At 42.5% G+C, this 21,753-nt stretch carries 16 protein-coding genes; 10 read left to right on the top strand and 6 right to left on the bottom strand.

Annotated features, from left to right (window positions below; translation table 11 throughout):
• Positions 1-127: 127 nt before the first annotated feature.
• On the bottom strand, positions 128-748 hold the full coding sequence (locus GL182_RS07410; protein WP_163378999.1) for a sterol desaturase family protein: 621 nt from the start codon (positions 746-748) through the stop codon (positions 128-130).
• 306 nt (positions 749-1,054) lie between these two features.
• Between GL182_RS07410 and GL182_RS07405 the strand changes: the two genes are divergently transcribed.
• Entirely contained in the window at positions 1,055-1,912 is an 858-nt protein-coding gene (locus GL182_RS07405) for a phytanoyl-CoA dioxygenase family protein (RefSeq protein ID WP_163378998.1), read from the top strand.
• Positions 1,913-1,977: 65 nt separating this feature from the next.
• Here the strand turns inward: GL182_RS07405 and GL182_RS07400 are convergent, their stop codons facing one another.
• From GL182_RS07400 to GL182_RS07380, 5 genes are all read right to left on the bottom strand, one after another.
• On the bottom strand, positions 1,978-3,303 hold the full coding sequence (locus GL182_RS07400; RefSeq protein ID WP_163378997.1) for a DEAD/DEAH box helicase: 1,326 nt from the start codon (positions 3,301-3,303) through the stop codon (positions 1,978-1,980).
• A 262-nt stretch (positions 3,304-3,565) separates the two neighbouring features.
• A complete protein-coding gene (locus GL182_RS07395) occupies positions 3,566-4,147 on the bottom strand; it encodes a DUF4136 domain-containing protein (protein ID WP_163378996.1) in 582 nt (193 codons plus the stop codon).
• 324 nt (positions 4,148-4,471) lie between these two features.
• Positions 4,472-6,145 carry a ribulokinase gene (locus GL182_RS07390; protein ID WP_163378995.1) on the bottom strand — a complete coding sequence of 558 codons (1,674 nt, stop codon included), beginning with the start codon at positions 6,143-6,145 and terminating at the stop codon, positions 4,472-4,474.
• Between the two features lie 122 nt (positions 6,146-6,267).
• The gene (locus GL182_RS07385) at positions 6,268-6,789 is read right to left on the bottom strand and encodes a hypothetical protein (RefSeq protein ID WP_163378994.1); all 522 of its coding nucleotides are present in this window, start codon (positions 6,787-6,789) and stop codon (positions 6,268-6,270) included.
• Positions 6,790-6,951: 162 nt separating this feature from the next.
• Positions 6,952-8,637 (bottom strand): potassium channel family protein, encoded by a 1,686-nt coding sequence (locus GL182_RS07380; protein WP_163378993.1) that lies wholly within the window; start codon positions 8,635-8,637, stop codon positions 6,952-6,954.
• A 267-nt stretch (positions 8,638-8,904) separates the two neighbouring features.
• Here GL182_RS07380 and GL182_RS07375 point away from each other — a divergent pair, with 267 nt between their 5' ends.
• The 9 genes from GL182_RS07375 to GL182_RS07335 all read left to right on the top strand — a co-directional run bounded on the left by GL182_RS07375 (position 8,905) and on the right by GL182_RS07335 (position 21,732).
• Positions 8,905-9,888 (top strand): calcium/sodium antiporter, encoded by a 984-nt coding sequence (locus GL182_RS07375; protein ID WP_240469726.1) that lies wholly within the window; start codon positions 8,905-8,907, stop codon positions 9,886-9,888.
• A gap of 215 nt (positions 9,889-10,103) precedes the next feature.
• A complete protein-coding gene (locus GL182_RS07370; RefSeq protein ID WP_163378991.1) occupies positions 10,104-12,503 on the top strand; it encodes a PSD1 and planctomycete cytochrome C domain-containing protein in 2,400 nt (799 codons plus the stop codon).
• A gap of 3 nt (positions 12,504-12,506) precedes the next feature.
• On the top strand, positions 12,507-13,964 hold the full coding sequence (locus GL182_RS07365) for a DUF1501 domain-containing protein (RefSeq protein WP_163378990.1): 1,458 nt from the start codon (positions 12,507-12,509) through the stop codon (positions 13,962-13,964).
• A gap of 155 nt (positions 13,965-14,119) precedes the next feature.
• The gene (locus GL182_RS07360; protein WP_163378989.1) at positions 14,120-15,076 is read left to right on the top strand and encodes an aldo/keto reductase; all 957 of its coding nucleotides are present in this window, start codon (positions 14,120-14,122) and stop codon (positions 15,074-15,076) included.
• 213 nt (positions 15,077-15,289) lie between these two features.
• The gene (locus GL182_RS07355) at positions 15,290-16,249 is read left to right on the top strand and encodes an aldo/keto reductase (RefSeq protein ID WP_163378988.1); all 960 of its coding nucleotides are present in this window, start codon (positions 15,290-15,292) and stop codon (positions 16,247-16,249) included.
• A 356-nt stretch (positions 16,250-16,605) separates the two neighbouring features.
• Entirely contained in the window at positions 16,606-17,031 is a 426-nt protein-coding gene (locus tag GL182_RS07350; RefSeq protein ID WP_163378987.1) for a response regulator, read from the top strand.
• Between the two features lie 348 nt (positions 17,032-17,379).
• Positions 17,380-18,843 (top strand): sulfatase, encoded by a 1,464-nt coding sequence (locus GL182_RS07345; RefSeq protein WP_163378986.1) that lies wholly within the window; start codon positions 17,380-17,382, stop codon positions 18,841-18,843.
• 91 nt (positions 18,844-18,934) lie between these two features.
• The gene (locus GL182_RS07340; RefSeq protein ID WP_163378985.1) at positions 18,935-20,353 is read left to right on the top strand and encodes a Glu/Leu/Phe/Val family dehydrogenase; all 1,419 of its coding nucleotides are present in this window, start codon (positions 18,935-18,937) and stop codon (positions 20,351-20,353) included.
• Positions 20,354-20,430: 77 nt separating this feature from the next.
• Positions 20,431-21,732 carry a D-arabinono-1,4-lactone oxidase gene (locus tag GL182_RS07335; protein ID WP_240469724.1) on the top strand — a complete coding sequence of 434 codons (1,302 nt, stop codon included), beginning with the start codon at positions 20,431-20,433 and terminating at the stop codon, positions 21,730-21,732.
• Positions 21,733-21,753: the final 21 nt, after the last annotated feature.

Raw genomic sequence — 21,753 nt, 5'->3', positions numbered from 1 at the left:
TTCGCTTGGATTGGTAACAAGAATTGGAGGGGTGTGATTTAGCTCATTAATAATATTCAATTAATTTATATTTTGCAATAGTTTATCTTAGTTTTATTGATTACTACATTTGATTATTTTAGAAGAATCAATTTTTATGGTAATTATTTGAAAAATAATATTTCCGGTATTTGTCCGATATCCGGGCATCTTTTGGTGGCAAGGTGCCGAATATTTTATCCCACCAAATACAGCTGAAGCTGAAACATTTATCGGGGTATTTTCCATGGTGGTGAATATGGGATTCCTGTAGTTTAGGGAACAGATATGCAGCCCAGGTTTGGTGCAGGATATAGTGCATCAGGGTATAACCTAGAAATCCCAGGTAAAATCCTGTAAATACCGAGAAGTAATTGTCCCATAAATAGGCCAGCAATAGGAGTAAACTACCTAATAAGCTTGCCAGAATTCGTTGGAATACATTAATCCGAATGTCTGAGGGATGCCGGTGATGGTTTTCATGGGATTGGTAAAGTTTCTGATTCAAATGCGGGAAATGCCTGTGCATGTAAAATCGGTGGATGCAATATTCTGTAAAAGTCCAGCTGAACCATCCTGAGAATAACAATAGAAAAAACCGGAAATAAGCTGTCAAATCCAGGTTACTTAAGAGGGTAATGATGGTAAACAGCGGAAGGAATACCGAAAGGCAGGAAAGAAATGAAAACTTTTCATTTTTACCTTTGATGGGAAAGGATTGATTTTTCATGGCTACATTTTTTTAAGGTTATACCCTAAATTAATGCAGCAGAAGCAGGGTCAATAATTGATGAAAGATCGCAAACAAATTTTTCTTTTGAAATTTGTAACTCTGAAAGGGGATTACAGGCTAAATTGTGATAAAATCTTTATTGTTAAAATTTATATTGCGTTAATTGGCATAAAATAAAAATTATTAAAAGTTAATAATTGATTTTCACCAAATTAAATTAATGGGTTTCCGGGAAGTATTTGATAGTGAATTCCGATCTAGCTGCTTTCAATTTCAATTTTTTCTCCTTACTTTAAACTTGTGATGAAATTAAATACAAAACAAATCAATCAATACCGCCAGGACGGCTATGTATTGGTCAGGGGTTTTTGCTCCGAAGCAGAAACCAACAGGATGTATCAGTCCGCCGTACAGGATGATACCATGCAAAAAAATGCCATGGACCTGAATGATCAATCCGGAAAGAAAACCAGGCTTTCTCTGTGGTTTAACCCGGGAAATGATGTTTTCGGTTACCTTACCCGCAGTGAAAAGATGGTGAATTGTGTAGGACAGCTATTGGATAGTGATGCCCCGGTTTGTCATTTTCACTCCAAATTGATGCAAAAGGAACCCAAAGTAGGAGGAGCCTGGGAATGGCACCAGGATTATGGGTATTGGTACAAAAATCAATTCATTTTTCCAGATCAACTGCTCAGTGTTATGTTGGCCCTGACACCTGCCAATAAAGAAAACGGATGCTTGCAAGTGATCAGGGGCTCTCATAAACTGGGGAGGGTAAATCATGGATTTGCCGGTGAGCAGGTAGGTGCTGATATGGTGATGGTGGAGAATGCCTTAAAGACAATGGAGCTGGTTTATTGTGAGATTGACCCTGGAGATGCGTTGTTTTTTCATAGCAACCTGCTCCACCGATCTGCAGCCAATCTTTCTGATTCCCCCAGGTGGTCCATCATTTCCTGTTTTAATTCCCAATCCAATATTGCCTACAATGAAACTTCTACTGCATGGAAAAGACCCATAGAACAGGTTCCTGATGAGGCCATTTTAACCTGGGATGCAGCACCCCTTTCTCAAGCGGATTTTCTAAAAAAAGAAAATGATCCTGCACTGAAAAATACTGGCTGGGAAGAGGATGTAAATATCAAAAGTAAAGCTTGACAAAGGGAATGTCCTGAAGTTTCCATTTGGATTTAGTTAGCCCTCTTGTACATTACATAGGCTGGTCAGCTGGCCACGGCAACTTTAACCTTGACTTTTTTCAGTTTTTCTCCTGAAGTGCGATGGAGAAGGTGCTGAACCTTGTCTTTAGGGATGGCTACATAGGTAGCATGATCTAAAATGCTGATCAAGCCAATTTCGCTTCCATCCAAACTTCCCTTTTTTGTTAGAAATCCTACAACGTCACCTTTGCTGACTTTGTCCTTTTTCCCGGCACTGATATAAAGGCAGACCAACGCCGATTCTTCGGGAATTTTGAAATCCTCCGGCAAGGTATATTCGGGAAGTTCCTTCTCCAGGTAATCCGGAAGGGATTCTTCATGGGCCAAAACCAGGTAACTTTGTCCGGAGGCAAACATACGGGCAGTTCTGCCATTTCGGTGAATGAAGGCATTTTTTTTGGGAGGGAGTTGATAATGCACCACATGTTTGATTTCTGGAATATCCAATCCTCTGGAAGCGAGGTCAGTGGCAACCAGTAATTGTTGAGCCCCACTTCTGAATTTAAAGAGGTTTTTTTCTCTATCGATTTGTTCCATTCCTCCATGAAGGATATCATGTGGAAAATGGTTTTCTGACAAGTGGGTACTGATCCTGTTTACAGCATCTCTATGGTTGCAGAAAACCAGCGTGCTTTCCTGTTCAAAATCAGCCAGCAGCCGCATCAGTGTATCCACTTTTTCTACACTGGATGTCCTTACCAATTTGAGGTCTAACCTGCTTTCCGGACTATCCTTTAAATAATCCAGGGTTTCAAAGTTGTCAAAAGGCAAGAAATCAGGCATGCTTTCCAGGTTGGTGGCAGAGGTAAGCAGGTACTTTTGGTTGCCATTCAGGTTGTCAAAAATGACTTTTAGCTGATCATGGAATCCAAACTGTAATGATTTATCGAACTCATCCAAAACGACAGTTTTTAAACCCGGCATGACCATGTTTCCCATTTGCGCATGCTCGGATAGCCTGCCTGGAGTACCAATTACCAGTGCGGGATTTTCTTTCAACCTGTTGGCTTCAGTTTTGAAAGCATGTCCACCATAACAAGTGCATACATTCAAATTTGTTTTCAACGATTTGAAAACCTGTTCAATTTGCAAAGCCAGTTCCCTGGATGGGACAATAATTAAAGCACTGGATGCTGGAAAGGTTTCCTGAATTTCATGGGCCAATGGTACCAGGTAAGCCAGTGTTTTACCTGAACCTGTAGGGGCCAGGAGCATCAGCGGTTTGTCGCCACGAGATCTCTCCATGAAATCTTGCTGCATCTCATTGAAAGTATCAAAAGGTAACCTGTCAAGGAAAGCCCCAAAGTTGGGGGGGGTTGGTGTATTCATTCCTCAAAGGTACAGATTGTGTAGGAGATCTTTGCTGTGTCTTTCATTAATTCGTCCTTAAATGGGAATGCAATGTGAAACGTGATTTTTCAGGTTTATCGGGGATGTTTTAAAAAAGCAAAACCGGTGGATCAATTTTGTTCACATTATCAAACCATTGCATCTGAAATGTGTCGGTGGATAAGGGATGAAAAAGTCTTCAATAAAAAAAGCATCCCCCTGTTTTAGAAGAGAGATGCTTTTAGAATCTTATAAAACTGCTTTAATTTCTGGTCAAAATTTTGAATTGATCCATCACCTTATAGGTGGCTCTTGTAAGGTCAATATGGATGTTTGGCGAGGCATAATCAAAATAGGCTGAAGTATACCCTTGCCAGATGGTGTTGCCTTTTTTATGATCAATTACCAAAACTACCAGCATTCCGTCGTTTTGTGTATATTTTACGGCATTGTAATTTTCACCTCTTTTTTGTCTTTCCAGGCTATCCAGAACTGACTCTTCAACCAATTCTATGCCTTGCTTCTTTAACCAATAATCAAAGTTGGGCTGGTTGTAGCCCCTGTATCGGACTTCACTCATGTATAGCTTATGAATGATGAGTAAATCAGGGTTATTTTCCTTTTGTCTAAAGCCTTGAGAACCTAGTCTGGAAGTGATGGATTTTTCTATAATGCCGGTAAAGTCAGCCTCATTTTTGCCTTCTTCTTCCACAAAACCAAAGGTTTTGTATTTTTTGAATGCACCTTTATAGTTGTAATCATACTCGGCAACAAAATCTCTCTGGGATAAACAGGCTGAATTGATGATCAGCAAAACAAAGATGAAGTAGTTAAAATTTTTCATACAGATTTGTTTTGAAAGTGTTGGTGATATAAATGATAGTTAAGTTACATGTAACAATTGAAATATGATCCAAAATTTTCAATTGCTAACTTTCATTTAACCTTCATTTTAAATTTTTGTTTGCATTCATAGGGATAATAATGGATTTAATGTTAATGAATTTCAAAAGGATTTCCAAGTAAATCTTCAGGAAATGAAAAAACTTATCTTATTGATGCTAAGCGGTATAGGGATATGAGAAAATTATGTGTTGGTTTTCAATAAAAAAGGCAATCAAAAATGATTGCCAATAGTCCGATACCATAAACCAATGGGTAAAATTGGTTAATCAGAAGTACTGGTGTTGGATTCAATAAAACCCCCAAGGTTTAAATATTCCTGATATTTTCTTTGGTATATTTCCAAATGCTCTGGCTTAGGCTGATAAATTTGATCAAATCCATTACCCATTTTAAGGATGGCTTCAGAAACATTGTCATGGATACCTGCTGCCGTAGCAGCATAGATGGCAGCTCCCAAAGCCGGAGCCTGTTCTGATCTGGCCACTTTAATCGGCATATTCAATACATCTGCCATGGTTTGCATGACGAGTGTAGATTTTTTTGCTACCCCACCCAATCCGATGACCTGTTCTATTTGTACGCCTTCCTCCCTGAATCTTTCAATGATTCTTTTGGAGCCATAGCATATGGACTCAACCAATGCTTTGTAAATTCTGGCTGCATCGGTGCCCATATCTAATCCGGATAATGCTCCTTTAAGGTTTTGGTTGGCATCGGGTGTTCTCCGACCATTGATCCAGTCAATGGCCAGCACGCTGGAATGACCCGGGGGGATTTGCGCTGCTTGTTTGGAAAGGTTAAGGATTAATTCTTCTTCCAATATTTGGCGGATTTCTGCAAGGCTGTCCGGGCTTAGGGAAGTCTCAGAGAGGGTTTCCATTACCGGTTTTTGGATTAACTGTATAAACCAGGCCAGAACATCTCCAAATCCCGATTGTCCGGCTTCCAGACCAATTTTTCCAGGCAAAACAGAGCCGTCTACCTGCCCACAAATACCCTTGACCGTTTTACCCTTCAGAGAATCAGGAGAACTTACCATGATGTCACAGGTGGAGGTGCCCATTACCTTGACCAGGGTCCCCTCGGAAACTTCACCACCTATGGCTCCTGCGTGGGCATCGAATGTTCCAACAGCAACGGTAATTCCAGGTTCGAGTCCTAACTTTTCAGCCCATTCTCCGGATAGTAAACCTGCCGGAATATCGGAAGTAAAAGTGTCCTTATACAATTGGTTTTTCAATGTAGCCAATCTGGGATCGAGACTTTCCAGGAACCTGTCATCGGGCAATCCTCCCCAGCTTTCATGCCAGAGCGCTTTATGTCCGGCTGCGCAACGGCTCCTTTTGAATTCCTTTAGATCTTTACCGCCTGTCAGCTCGAAAGTAAGGTAATCGCAATGTTCCATCCAGGAATAGGCAGCTGCCGCTACCTCCTGATCCTTCCTTATGATGTATAAAATTTTTGCCCAAAACCATTCTGAAGAATAAATCCCTCCTTCAAATTTGGTAAAATCAACTCCTCCCCATGTTCTGGCCAGTTGGTTGATCTCCTCGGCCTCCGCTACGGCCGTATGATCTTTCCATAAAATCATTTGGGCATCGGGATTATCGGTAAATTGATCAGATAGGGCCAATGGTCGACCATTCCGATCTACTGGCAGGGGAGAGGACCCGGTGGTGTCCACACAAATGCCCTTGATATTCCCTTTCGGGATGCCACTGTTTTTGATTACTGAACTTATTGTAAAGGCCAGGCCTTCCAAATGATCTTTAGGGTGCTGTCGGAACTGGTTTTTTGAAGGGTCACAATATGTTCCATTTTTCCATCTGGGGTAAGCGAATACTTCACTACCAGCAGTTTTTCCATTTTGAGCGTTGACAAGTAAAGCCCTCACAGAGTCTGTTCCGAAATCTACTCCCAATACGTAGTTGTCCATTAGAGATTATTTTGGATTTTAAAAAAAATGACTTAAAAGATGAATCTGATGTAAAAATATACCCAAAAATTCAAAAATGACCTATTTCAGGGAGGAAAAAAGTAAAACAACTACCAGTTGGCCTAGTGTAGATCTGAAGCCTCATTATCTACCTGATGCCAGGTTTGTATTTCGATTATTTTATCATCCACAGTTTTGACTGCCATATGGTATTCATACTTTATGGATTTAAGGGATTCTCCATCCAGAGCTGAAAATGTGGTCCAGACCAGGGTCCAATCCCCTTTCAATATACCCCTGTTGACCCGAATGCTTTTTAATACGGGATCGCTGAAAGACAAATGTTTCAGTTTGTTGTGCTGGGATTTCCAGTGGGCCAACTCTTCCAGGCAATCTCTTATGGAATCCGTATTGGTGTTGATACATTTGAAATCCGGGTGTATAAATTTCTTGATATAGTCATAACTTTCCAATTGCAGTCCCTCCAGGTACCGGCGAATCAATTTTTGATCACTGGATTCTTTTGGATTGGTGGTTACTGGTGATTTTTCTCCCTCTTGCTGGTTAATTTGTTGCTCATATTGACAGGAAAACAGGTATCCTGGCAAAAAGGCTAACGCCAATGAATTTTGAATGTTGGTCATGCTGCATCTATTTTGGTCTAAAAATATTTAGATGAAGCCAAAACGGGTTTAGATTTCTGGCCACCTTTTTTAAATTTAGTACAAAATACAAAAAAAAGCATTAATAATCCAAAATATTAGATTTATTTTCCAGGATTTTCATTTTCCCATACCTGAGGCAGGTTATTCATACCTTTTAAAGAACTTGTTTTCTGCCTCAGCAGTACCAATTAAAATAATTTCATCTTCAGATTCAATTACCGAATCAGGATGAGGGTTAACTATCATTTCGTTTTTTTTCTTAATGGCAATGATAGTGCAGCCGGTCTCCTGCCTGATACAGGAGGAAGCTATGGATTTGTTTGTTAGCTGCTCAGGGGCTTTGATTCTAATCAGGTCCAGACCCTCTGCCACCATGAGAATATCACTCTTTTTTAACAGATTATAAATGGCATTGGCCCCCATTGAAGCATAGGACATTACGAAATCTGCTCCTGCCCTGTGCATGGTATCGAGGTTTCTTTCTAATGTTGAACGTGTAATGATTTGAATATCAGGTCGTAATTTTCTACAATAAATGGTCAGGTATGCATTGATATCATCCTCGTGGGTGGTGATGATCACACTGGGGGCATTTGAAATGCCCGCCTTTAACAAAACGTCCAAATTTGCTGCATCACCATAAATGTATTTGTCGTTGTCTTTTATTCGGTCAGAGAGCTTTTCAATGATTCTGAAATCCAGGTTTCTTTTTTCCAAAGCTTTTCCTGTCGACCGCCCCACGCGTCCTCCTCCAATGATAATCAATGGGTCTGTTTCTTGTTTTTGGATACAAAAGAGCGAGTTGTAGGCTGCAATTTGAGGTGGGGTACCGGCAAGTACCAGAACAGAATTTTCAGTTATCTCGGTTTCCGGTTGAGCCACCTGGTACTTTCCCCTGACCCAAAACCCCAGAACACTAACTCCCACCTTTTCTCTTAGTTTCGTTTCTCGAAGGGTTTGGCCCACCAATGTAGATCCTCCCACTGTAGCTTCAGCAATGCTCAATTCTTCAAATTGGCCAATAATCAGGGCTGATGCATCTCCTCCGCTGGCCCTCCTTGAAAGAAACAGACCCATCATTTCTCCTAAACTCAATACATGATTGCATCCTGCCAAGCTCAGGATATCTTTGGATGCTTCCACATTGCAAGTAGCAATGATAGGAATCTTATCATTTACCTCCCTGATGGTAAATGCTACACTGGTATTGACTACATCGGCGGAGGTAGTAGCCACCAGATTTGCCGTTTCAATGCGGGCTTTCCGGTAGGTTTCAGGATCATCTAAGTCACCCAACATCACGGAAATTTCCAATTCTCCCAGTTTTAATCCCTCAGCAAAATCCTGAACCAACAACACATAGGGTATCTGGATCCTTTTTAGTTTTTTGATCAGGGCATCAGAAACAGGGTCAAAATGGGTTAGGATTACATGTCCTTTAATACCTTCCTCCAGTTTCTTTGGAACCCTGGACTGCTCTTGAGCTTTCATCCATGGGGAATAAAAAAAATTTATAAAGGTAAATGGGAAAAGGACCAATAGGAACAACATTCCTGATAGCAACACTACCATGGTATAAATCCTGCCCCAGTCTGTTTCAAAAGTAATGTCTCCAAAACCCAGCGTAGTCATGACAGTAAATGTCCAATACAAGCCTGTCACCCAGGAAAAATACCTGCCTTCACTCAACATTATCAGATGAAAGGCCAGGGTGAATACAAGAATCATCACCAATAAAATCAATAAAAACCGAAACAATAATTTGAAATTTCTTCGCTGCGGCTTATTCTTAAGTAAAAAACTGATCTGGGAGGTTAAAAACTTCATGAGCGTATCTGATTTAAAGCATATTTATACATCTTTTTTATAATTTACCTTCAAATGATAAAAAAACCTAAAAAACCTTTTTTGACCAGGCCTTTCTCCTTCTTAATATTATAATTACTTTACAACATCGCTCTGCTTTAATTTAAGCATTAAATGAGGGAAATTCCTATCACAAGAATCAAAAGAACCTGACAAACCAAAACTACGCTTCCGGTTACAAAAAGAATTCGTTTGATCTATTTTTTTCATGCGATTTAAACCATAATATTGTTAGATATTTTATTCGGTTCAATGATCCTTTCTATTGTTTTACTTGTTATAGGTTTTGTTTTATTGGTCTATGGTGCCGATAAACTGGTAGAGGCGGCATCCAGCATAGCAGTTCGGCTATCCATTCCAAATATCGTAATAGGATTAACTGTGGTGGCATTTGGTACCTCAGCACCCGAATTGGCTGTGAATATAATTGCCGCTCTAAATGGATCAGGAGCCATGGTCATGGCCAATGTTCTTGGCAGTAATATTTTTAACATATTTGTGATCCTGGGGCTTTGTTCCATCATTTTCCCCCTTTCTGTTAAATCCAATACCACCTGGATTGAAATACCACTTTGTTTACTGGCAGCGCTGTTGGTCGGCATCATTGCCAATGACCAATGGCTTGATGGCATGGGAGCAGATGTAGTCAGTAGGAGTGAGGGCCTTGTTTTAATATTGTTTTTTGCCGTCTTTTTGGTTTACAATATTATGGTATCCAGAAATCCGGGTACAGCACCTGAAGAGGTTTCCGTAGGGCAAATGTCAGTAGTGGCAGCTGTTTTCTGGCTGATCCTGGGCCTGGGTGGTTTGGTGTTGGGAGGACATCTGATTGTCAGCAATGCAGTTTTTATTGCGCAAAGTTTTGGTTTGTCGGAGCGGGTTATCGGGTTGACCATCGTCTCCATTGGTACCTCATTGCCTGAATTGGCCACTTCCCTGGCCGCTGTAAAAAAGAAGAAAGTAGACATCGCCATAGGCAATGTGGTAGGTTCAAACATTTTCAATATTTTTTTAATATTGGGACTTTCATCAACCATTTTCCCGGTGGAAGTTCACCAGGAAACATTGGTGGACATTTTCGTTAACATAGCGGCAGCCTTGTTGCTGTTTTTATTCGTTTTTTCCGGTAAAGGCAGGATGGTAGAAAGATGGGAAGGAAGCGTTTTTCTTGCCTTATACCTGGTTTACCTTACTTTTTTGCTGGCATTCTGAACGAGAGAAGTACTATTTCAAATTAAATTTCGCAATTTTATTTCCTTCATTATGGTTGATTTTTGACCATAGACTGCTTGCCGGCCAGAAATTATTCCGGTAAAGGCAATGGTTGGATTGATATTTTTGGAGCCGAACACAAAAAGACTAAACCTTCTGTCCTTCAGTATTTTTGGAATTAACCGGTAATTGGCTAATTTGAGAACATGTTTGGGATGGTAAAGAAAAATAATTGCATTACCTGGCTTTCAGGCCCTGTGCTATTGATTGTATTTTTTTCTCTGGCCTGCGAAAATCAAAAAAAACCAACCGGAGAGGACATTCCCGAATCAATTAGCTATAACCTGCATATTCGGCCAATCCTTTCTGAAAACTGCTTTGCCTGCCATGGTCCTGATGCCAACAAGAGGGAGGCGGGACTACGCCTGGACAGGGAGCAAGATGCTTTTGCTGCCTTAAAGGAAGCGCCGGACCGTAGGGCCATCAGTCCCGGTAAACCGCATCAGTCAGAGGTGTATGCAAGGATCATGACAGCAGATGAAACGGAGCGCATGCCACCACCCTCCTCCAATCTGTCCCTTTCCAATCATCAGGTTCAGCTTATAAAAAGTTGGATCAGACAGGGGGCCGAATATGAGCCTCATTGGGCTTTTGTTCCCCCTGAGAAGGCGACATTGCCAGAGGTAGAGGCAGCAGATTGGGTTCAAAATGAAATTGACCACTTTGCCCTATCGGCAATGGAAGGCAAAGGGCTTCAACCCAATAAACGGGCTGAAAAGCAGTCGCTGGTAAGGAGAATTTACTTTGATTTGACAGGACTGCCTCCCTCCCAAGAGGTTTTGAACCGAATCGAAAAGGAAGAAATCCCCCTAAATGCCCTCATTGACACCTTGTTTGCCACCCCTGCCTACGGAGAAAAAATGGCGGTTTCCTGGATGGACGTTGCCCGGTATGCGGATTCTCATGGCTATCAGGACGATTATTACCGAACCCAATGGCCCTGGAGAGACTGGGTAATCCACGCCTTTAACCAAAACATGCCCTATGATCAGTTCATTACCTGGCAGCTGGCAGGAGACCTGCTTCCCGATCCCACAAAGGAACAAATTCTCGCCACAGGCTTTAACCGGAATCATAAAATCACTGAAGAATCCGGTGCCATCGATGAAGAATACCGGGTGATGTATGCCGTAGACCGGACCAATACTTTAGGAAAAGCTATGCTGGGTATTACCCTGGAATGTGCCCAATGCCACGATCATAAATATGATCCTATTTCTCAAGAGGAATATTTCCAGGTATTTGCCTTCTTTAATAGTGTGGCCGAAAAGGGCATAGAAGAAGCCAGCCCGGGATTTTCTAAAAAAAGCCCCGCCAAGTTGCCGCTGATGGAAATCACTGAAGGGGAAACCCGTGATATCCTTCAATTCATCAACATGCCTGACAGTGCGCGCCGGGTGCAAACCTTGCTTGCGAATATGAGTAAGGGTACCAACTACAATTCATTGCTGGCGGAGGCAAATGTTTTGAAAGTCTCTGTGATGGGTGATCTGGACAGTGGCAGGACTACATTTATCCTGGATAGAGGGGCTTACGATGCACCGACTGAACCCGTAGAAGAAGGGGCTCCAACAGCAATATTGGACTTTCCGGATCATTTGCCAAAAAACAGGCTGGGATTGGCCCAATGGCTTTTTGACCCCAATCATCCCTTGACGGCCAGGGTTTATGTTAATAGGGTATGGCAGGAGATCTTTGGGATTGGTCTGGTAGATACCCCGGGAGATTTTGGAATGCAGGGAAGCTTGCCCATCAATCAAGCCCTGTTGGATTGGTTGGCGGTAGATTTTATGGAAAATGGCTGGGACATCCAATACCTGCTTAAAAAAATATTGATGTCGGCCAGCTACCAGCAATCGGCGGCCGTAACACCTGAAAAAATTGAAATTGATCCTGACAACAGGTATTTGTCCCGTTTTCCCCGACAAAGACTGAAGGCTGAAGAAATCAGGGACCTGGTTTTGGCAAGTAGTGGTTTGCTCAATCGGGAAATAGGAGGACCCAGTGTAAAGCCCTACCAACCTGAAGGACTTTGGGAGGCGGCTACCTCAGGAAGGGGGAATTTGGCTGCCTACCAGCAGGATACCGGTAAGTACCTTTACCGAAGGGGTTTATATACTTTTATAAAGAGAACCGTACCTCCTCCCCAAATGATATTGTTTGATGCCAGTAACAGGGATGCCTGCGAGGTGGAAAGGGTAAAAACCAGTACCCCACTACAAGCGCTCGCCATGATGAATGACCCATTTGTACTCGAAGCTTCCAGGGTTTTGGCAGAAAAATTATTGGCAGAGAAGAGCAGCTTACCAGAAAGTATTCATTCAGCTTTTTACCGGATAGTGGGCAGGCCGCCGGATGATAAAGAAATAGCGGTATTAACTGCCACGCATACTGATTTCATTGAAGTCTACAACAAAGATCAGGACAGGGCTGCACAGGTATTGGCGGTAGGAGAATATCCTGCCAATGATTCATTACCTGTAGCCGTTAAGGCTGCACTCATGCAGGTGATTTCCCTGATTTATAATTTGGAAGAAACCAATACAAAATCCTGAGTCATGGAAAAGGAATTATTGAAACATGGGTTGCACGTAAACAGAAGGCATTTTTTATCCAGCATGAGTATTGGCCTGGGAAGTGTTGCTTTGGGCTCCCTGCTGATACCGGACTTATTCAGATCCACGAAGGATGGGGTAGTAGATGAGGCCGCATTGGGTGTTCCTCATTTTGCACCAAAAGCTAAAAGGGTCATTTACCTTTTTCAAAACGGAGCGCCTTCCCAATTGGAATCCTTTGATTTCAAGCCAAAACTCAGGGAGATGTGGGGAGAAGAACTTCCGGAATCCATACGGCAGGGACAGCGGCTGACAGGAATGACAGCAAGTCAAAGTTCCTTCCCCCTGGTAGGCTCCATTTATGATTTTCAGCAATATGGAGAGGCGAGGGCCTGGGTGAGTGAACTTTTTCCGCACACCGCCAAAATAGTAGACGACATTTGTATTGTCAAATCCATGCATACGGAATCCATCAACCACGATCCGGCGCTTACATTTTTTCAGACGGGGGCACAGCAGGGTAATCGGCCGAGCATGGGTTCCTGGCTGAGTTATGGACTGGGCAGTGAAAACCAAAATTTGCCTGCCTTTACCGTTTTGCTTTCCAAAGGTAAAGGAAACGGGCAGGGGGTTTATTCCAAACTCTGGAGCAATGGATTTTTACCGGCGACCCACCAGGGAGTACAGTTCAGCAATGGAGAAGACCCTGTCCTTTTTTTAAACAACCCGGATGGTATGCGTAAAGAGGAAAGAAGAAAGATGCTGGATCAGCTGGCGCTGCTTAATGAACATTCATTTCAAAAAGTGGGTGATCCGGAAATACAGACCAGGGTGGCACAATATGAGATGGCTTACCGCATGCAAACGGCAGTTCCGGAGGCTACCGATTTGTCCAAAGAACCCGATCGTATTTTTGACATGTATGGAGAAGATAGCCGGAAGCCCGGTACTTTTGCTGCCAATTGTCTGCTGGCCAGAAAGCTCTCTGAAAGTGGGGTGCGATTTGTCCAGCTTTATCACCAGGGATGGGATCAGCACGGAAATCTTCCTTCCGAAATGGCTTCGCAGGCCAGGGATGTGGATCAGGCTTCTGCAGCCTTGGTTAAGGACCTGAAACAACGGGGTTTGCTGGAAGAAACGCTGGTGATTTGGGGCGGAGAGTTTGGAAGAACTAACTATTCTCAGGGGAAGTTGACGCGGGATAATTATGGTAGAGATCATCACCCCCGTTGTTTTAGCATATGGATGGCTGGTGGTGGTATCAAACCCGGTATGGTATATGGAGCTACGGATGAATTGGGGTATAATATCACTACTAACCCGGTTCATGTCCATGATTTTCAGGCTACCGTTTTGCACCAGCTGGGATTGGATCATGAAAAATTGATTTACCGGCATTTGGGAAGAAAATTCCGGCTTACAGATGTTTCGGGAAAGGTAATCCGGGACATACTGACCTGAGTTTCCATAGGGAGGCTTCTGCGGCTGGATACAATGATTGAACCGGTCGTACAAGTAAATGAATAGGTTTTAAATTTGTGATTACAGGGAAAATGTCGCATTTTTAAAAACAGCAAATCCGATGAAATCTAATTTTTAGATAATCAACCACATACATGAAAAGTTTAAAATTTGCCAATGGAGATACCATGCCAGCCTTGGGTTTAGGAACGTGGAGATCCAAACCCAATGAAGTTTTTGAAGCCGTCTTACATGCGATTAAAACAGGCTACCGACACATCGATTGTGCCCATGTCTACAAAAATGAAAAGGAAATCGGGGATGCGATAGCCAAGGCCATATCGGAAGGATGGATAAAACGAGAAGAGCTTTGGATTACCTCAAAGCTTTGGAATGATTCCCATTTAAAGGAAGATGTGCTTCCAGCATTGAAGACTACCTTACATAACCTGCAACTGGATTACCTGGACCTGTACCTGGTTCACTGGCCGGTAGCCATTAAAAAGGGGATTGATTTCCCCTCTGGCCCCGGAGATTTTCTTACTTATTCGGAAGCAGCCCTTGCGGAAACATGGGAGGCCATGGAAGATTTATGGCATAAAAAACTCACCCGCCATATTGGTGTTTCCAATTTCAATTCCCAAAAACTGGAGGAAATCAGGGAAGGGGCCAAAATCCAGCCCGAACTCAATCAAATTGAACTTCATCCGTACTTGCCCCAGAAGAAGTTGAAAGCCTATTGTGATAGTGCTGGTATTTTATTGACCGGTTATGGTCCTTTGGGTGCAGCCTACAGGGTAGCTAACAGCGAAGTAGACCACCCCCTTTTACTGGAGGATAAGGGCTTGAAAAAGATAGCCCAAAAGCACCAGGCAAGTGTGGCACAAATAGTCCTGGCCTGGGCCATGGAAAGGGGTACCTCGGTAGTACCCAAATCAGTCAATCCCCAGAGAATTACAGAGAATTTTGGTGGCTTAAAGGTCCATCTGGATGCTTCCGATATGGAAGAAATTGATCAACTCAAAGGTCCATTTAGGTATACCCCTGGGCCTGCATGGGTTGAGGAGGGCAGTCCCTATAGTTACAGTGATCTCTGGGAAGAGTATATTTAATCCATCAAATAAAATTATAAACACATGAAATCGAGCATGTCGGAGGCGACACACAGAGGAATGATTATCATTGCGAGATTCCATCTGACAGCTAAAAATAAATTATAAACAGATGAAATCGACACGATTAAAATCATCATTAAACACACAGGGCAATGATTATTTTAATCATCAAAGATTCCATCTGACCATTAAAAATCAAATTATAAACACATGAAATATATCACATTTGAAAATGGCGATAAATTGCCCATGTTGGGTTTAGGAACCTGGAAATCTGCCCCGGGGGAAGTTTATCAGGCAGTACTTTGGGCTCTGGAGGCAGGCTACCGGCACATCGATTGTGCCGCTGTTTACAAAAATGAAAAAGAAGTTGGGGATGCCTTGACTAAGGCTTTCAAAGATGGCCTTGTTAAAAGAGAAGATGTTTTCGTTACTTCCAAGTTATGGAACAATGCCCATGAAAGAGACCAGGTTCAGGTAGGCTTCAACCAAACTTTAGCAGATCTGCAATTGGAGTATTTGGACTTGTATTTGATCCATTGGCCGGTGGCTTTAAGAAGTCATGTCATGTTTCCCGAGAAAGGAGCCGACTTTCTGGATCATGCTGCTGCGCCTCTTTCAGAAACCTGGGCTGGAATGGAAGCTTTGAAAAAAGAAGGAAAAGTGAGACATATTGGCGTTTCAAACTTTAATCAAAGCAAACTTGAAGAAATTCTGGCTTCTTGCGAGATTAAGCCGGAAATGAATCAAATAGAATTGCATCCATATTTACCTCAACAGAAGTTGGTTTCCTTTTGCCGCAGCCATCAGATTAATGTGACCGCTTATTCTCCACTCGGCTCTGCGGACAGGCCCAGTGCAAGAAAAAAAGCCAATGATCCCGTCTTGATGCAAGAGCAGGTTTTTCAGGAAATTGCTGACAAACATGGGAAAACGGTGGCTCAGATTTTAATTGCCTGGTCCTTACATAGGGACGTTGCTGTTATACCCAAATCAGTAAACAAAGATAGAATCATACAAAACCTGGAATCTGCAGACATCAGGTTGGATGGATCAGATATGGAAGCCATGTCCAACCTGAAAACAAAACACAGGTATATTGACGGAACCTTTTTTACAGAGGTACCGGGTAGCCCTTATGCGCAATCAGATCTCTGGGAGAAAGCCTGAAACTCAATTGGGTTTACCTGAGAAGGAATGGTTTTCTGGACATTAAAGTGGTCACTTAGTCGTCTGATTTTCACGATGAGGGGCCGGGAAATTGGTCCTTAAAAGGGGTGCTCCGTCTGCTTCAGATTTTCTAAAAACCATGATAATAAATCAGGCTTAAAGATTATTTAAAGGGAATGATTACTTTGTTAATTCATATACTGTATCAGTATCAGACTAATCATTATTTGTAAAATCAAGTTTAATAGCCTTATATTTGTAGTCAATTTATATAAAGTAATATTTCGATTATTTAGGAAGAATTATTTTAATAAAGCGAGTAATTATATCATACATATTTGGAGCCCCAATCACGAATGAAATCAATTCACATCTTATTGGTAGAGGATAACGAAGGAGATATTTTTTTGACAACCGAAGCCCTTGAGGATAGCAATTTCATCAATGAAATCAGTATAGCAAAGGATGGTCAGGAAGCATTGGATTTTGTTTTTAAAACTAAAGGATTCGAAAATAAGTCGACCCCGAACTTAATTCTACTGGATGTCAATCTTCCCAAAAAGAGTGGACATGAGGTGTTGCAGGAGTTGAAGTCTCATGAGGTTTCTCGAAAAATTCCCGTGATCATGTTAACCACTTCCTCGTCTAAAAGGGATATTGATCTCTCCTATCAGCACCATGCCAATTGTTTCATCACCAAACCCGTAGAGGTATCAGATTTTCTGGAGGCTATTGCCTCTATTGAACAATTTTGGCTTCGAACAGTAAGTTTGCCCCATTAATTTAAAATTTTTCAGCGTTATTCCCGAATGCTTAATTTTTCTATGGTTGAAAAAAATGAACCACATAAGGTAAATACGTACGTGGAAGGGTTGGGGATATTCTATATGTTTGCTTAAGTTCCTAATATGGTTTAAAAATTGGACCACATAAGTGACATAAGGGCATGGAAGAGGTTACGTGTATGTATGTTTGCTTAGGTTTCTTAAAGGGTTAAAAGGAGGCAGAGTGGTTGATGTTTCGGTTATTTCCCTAATCTTTAGCTGTTTATTGGTTGCTGTACTTTGTTTATTTCGATTGGATGTGTAAATTTTAGAAATAAAAATATACACACCAATAATTCCAATAATATGTTATCAAGACTTTCCGTCGGGAATTTTATATTTTATCTCCTCCCCCCGTTGTTTTTTGCTTGTGGTGGTAGCTCCATGCAGGAACAAAGTAGTGAAGATAAGCCCCAACCTAATGTTGTCATCATCTTTACCGACGATCAGGGATATGCAGATGTAGGTGTATTTGGAGCCAAAGGGTACCAGACACCAAATCTGGATAAAATGGCTGCAGAAGGGACCACCTATACCAATTTTCATGTGGCCCATGCAGTATGTTCTGCCTCACGGGCTGCCCTGCTGACCGGCTGTTATTCTAATCGGCTGGGAATTTTTGGTGCATTGTCTCATCAGAGTCAGCACGGCTTGAACCCGGAAGAAGAAACCATCGCAGAGGTTCTCAAACCCCAGGGCTATGCCACGGGTATAATAGGAAAATGGCATTTAGGGCATTTGGACCCTTTTTTACCTGCCGAGCAAGGTTTTGATGAATTTTTTGGCCTTCCATATTCCAACGATATGTGGCCTTACCATCCGGAAAGGCCTGATTTTTATCCGCCACTTCCATTGTATGAAAACACATCAATTATTGATACTTTGGAAGATCAAAGTCAGCTGACAACCTGGTATACAGAGAAGGCGGTAAATTTTATTCAGCGAAAAAGGGATCAACCTTTCTTCTTGTACCTGGCCCATAGCATGCCACATGTACCACTTTTTGTTTCAGAAAAGTTTAAAGGAAAATCCGAAAACGGACTCTATGGAGATGTAATCATGGAAATTGATTGGTCCGTAGGACAGGTTCTGGATGCCTTGAAAGCACAAGGGTTAGAAAACAATACCTTGGTGATTTTTACATCTGACAACGGACCCTGGCTTTCTTACGGCACCCATTCTGGAAGCCCGGGGGAACTAAAAGAAGGAAAGGGAACTTCCTGGGAAGGAGGTATCAGGGTACCTACCATTATGAAATGGCCGGGTACTATTCCGGCAGGGAAAACCCAGGACGAGATGGCGATGACCATAGATTTATTGCCTACCATTGCGCACCTTACAGGGGCATCCCTTCCTGAAAAGAAAATTGATGGCAAAAATATCTGGCCACTTCTGATAATGGAGGAAGGGGCAACTTCTACCCAGGAAGCCTATTATATTTATTACAACCAAAATGAATTGCAGGCGGTCATCATGGGCGACTGGAAACTTGTTTTCCCTCACAGATACCGTTCTCTTCCTGGTGACTTTGTTCCACCCGACGATGGGAATCCCGGAAAATATGAAATGATTGAAATGGAGGAAATGGGGCTGTTTGATCTGGGGAATGATATCACGGAAAGCGTAAATCTTATTCATGAGCGTCCGGAGATAGCCAATAAAATGATGGAACTTGCAGATATAGCAAGAGAAGATTTGGGGGATGCCTTGCAGGATAAGGAAGGGAAAAATCTCCGCCCCCCTGGCAGATTGCCATCCACTGGTATTTAATCTCTTAAAAATTCCTTACATTAGACATTCAGGCATAGGAATTGACCGGTATGGGTAATTGAATTTTATAACTTTAAACCAAAATATTTTCATGGGAATACAGGAGGAATACAGTCTTTTTAATGATGTGTGCAGGGTAGTGGACCATGCGGCCAGTCATATGGATATACATCCGGGACTTTTAGATCAAATCAAGCAATGCAATAGCGTCTATAAGTTTAATTTTCCTCTCCGGAATGGAGATGGTACCTACCAGGTTATCGAAGGATACCGGGTGCAGCATTCCCAGCACAAATTGCCGGTAAAAGGAGGAATCAGGTACAGTAGCTTCGTAAACGAAGAAGAGGTGAAAGGTCTTGCTGCATTGATGACCTATAAATGTGCCCTGGTGAATATACCCTACGGGGGAGCCAAAGGAGGCGTGGCCATTGATCCCACCAAATACAATGTGGACCAATTGGAAAAAATCACGAGACGGTACACTTCTGAGTTGATCAAGAAGAAATTTATTGGTCCTGCCATTGATGTCCCGGCACCAGATTATGGTACAAGCAGCCGTGAAATGGCCTGGATTGTAGATACGTTTGAAGCCTTTAATCCGGATGTGATCAATGCAAAGGGCTGTGTGACCGGAAAGCCTCTTTCACAGCATGGTATTGATGGTAGAACTGAAGCTACCGGTATGGGGGTATTCATTGGCATACGGGAGGCTGTCAGTGTAAAGGAAGATATGCAAAAGTTAGGTCTGTCAGTGGGACTGGCAGGAAAAAAGATTATCGTACAGGGACTGGGTAATGTAGGTTATTACTCGGCCAAGTTTCTGGAGGAAGCAGGTGCTAAGATTATCGGCATCGCAGAATACAACGGTGCTATATGGAATGAAGAGGGGATCAATGTGGATGATATTAAGGCCTATCAGATCGAAAACAAAAGTTTTAAAGGATATAGTAGAGGAAGGTTTATTGAAGACAGTAAATCTTTATTGACCTACCCTTGTGATATATTGATTCCTGCTGCCCTGGAAAACCAGATTACAGTAGAAAATGCAGCGATGGTTCAGGCCAAAATTATCGGGGAGGCAGCCAATGGCCCAGTGACCCAGGATGCAGATAGAATACTTATTGACAAAGGAGTGATGGTCATACCTGACATGTACCTGAATGCAGGAGGTGTGACGGTTTCTTATTTTGAATGGCTCAAAAACCTATCCAGGGTTTCCTTTGGTAAATTGGAGAAACGGTACGACATGAAAAAGTACGATATCCTGCTGGAAAGCATTGAGAAGGCTACGGGGGATTCTTTCAGTGATGAACAAAAGGAACTCATCGTCAGGGGCGCAAGCGAAAGGGATCTGGTGAATTCCGGTTTAGAAGAAACCATGGTGACTGCCTACCACCATATGAATGGAGTGAAAAAAGAAAAGGACATAAAAGACCTTAGAACGGCCGGATTTATTGTAGCCCTGGAAAGGATTGCCATTTCTTACATGGACCTGGGAATCTTTCCTTAAGAAATTGCTCCGCCATGAAAAAAAGACAGTTTCTAAAAAATTCTTCGCTTCTTGTTGGAGCTAATTGGGTATTTCCTATGATTTCGTGCGATTCAGAATCAAAAAAACAACAGGGTCCCCTTAGGTCCAACTGGGCGGGGAATTTTACCTACAGTACCCAAACTTTGGAGGAGCCTGATAAGGGGGAAGCATTGCTTGCGGCCATTAATAAGCAGGAAAAACTTAAGGCGTTGGGTACCAGGCATTCGTTCAATACCATCGCCGACAGCCAACACAGACAACTCTCCCTGGCGAAAATGGACCCCAATATCCAGCTTGCTACGGATAGGAGCACGGTTTCAATAAACGGTGCCGTTCAATATGGCGTATTGGCTAAAAAACTGCAGCAGGAGGGATTTGCCTTGCATAACCTGGCTTCATTGCCGCATATTTCGGTTGCCGGAGCTTGCGCCACAGGAACCCATGGATCAGGTGACCAAAATGGAAATTTGTCAACCGCTGTGACAGAAATGGAAATGATCAAGGCGAATGGGGAGATCAAGGTTTTTAGCGAGGAAACCAACCTTGAGGAACTGAGGGCATCGGTTGTTCACCTGGGGGCTTTGGGAGTAGTGACCCGGATGCGTTTACGTATCGAGCCTGCCTTTACCGTCAAGCAATTTGTTTATGAAAACCTGCCTTTGGAGCAGCTTGATACACAATTTGATGCAATTTTTTCTTCCGGCTACAGTGTGAGTTTGTTTACCGACTGGCAGGGAGAAAGGGTCAACCAATGGTGGATCAAGAAGAAAGGCCAAGGACAGGATGATTCCATGCCCGAGACCATTTTTGGAGCCTCAAAGGCTAAAGACCATTTGCACCCTATAAAGGAAATTTCCGCTATAAATTGCACGGAGCAATTGGGAATAGAGGGGGCCTGGCACGAGCGGCTTCCCCATTTTAAAATGGACTTTACACCCAGCAGTGGGGAGGAGCTTCAGTCGGAGTATTTTGTTCCCAGGACGGAGGCAGTAGCGGCAATCCATGCGATTTATGCTATGGGAACAGAAATTTTCCCTTACCTACTTATTTCCGAAATTCGTTCCATTAAAAAAGATGAACTGTGGTTGAGTCCCGCCTATGGCAGGGATAGTATTGCCATTCATTTTACCTGGAAGGCAGATTGGGAAAATGTAAGTAAATTATTGCCCAAAATTGAGGCCCGGTTAAAACCATTTCAGGTCAGGCCCCATTGGGGAAAATTGTTCACTTTTGATCAGGATTACCTCCATGGTCAATATGAGAGGATGGATGATTTTGTTTTCCTGATGAAAAACATGGACCCATCAGGGAAATTTATCAACGATTTTCTTCAAAAAAATCTTTTGTCAAAAGGCTGAAATCAAGGGGCTTCTATTTCC

Source organism: Cyclobacterium sp. SYSU L10401 (genome assembly GCF_010993705.1).
GTDB lineage: Bacteria > Bacteroidota > Bacteroidia > Cytophagales > Cyclobacteriaceae > Cyclobacterium.
Note: the sequence above shows the minus strand (reverse complement) of the source record. Positions and strands in the feature narration are given on the sequence as shown.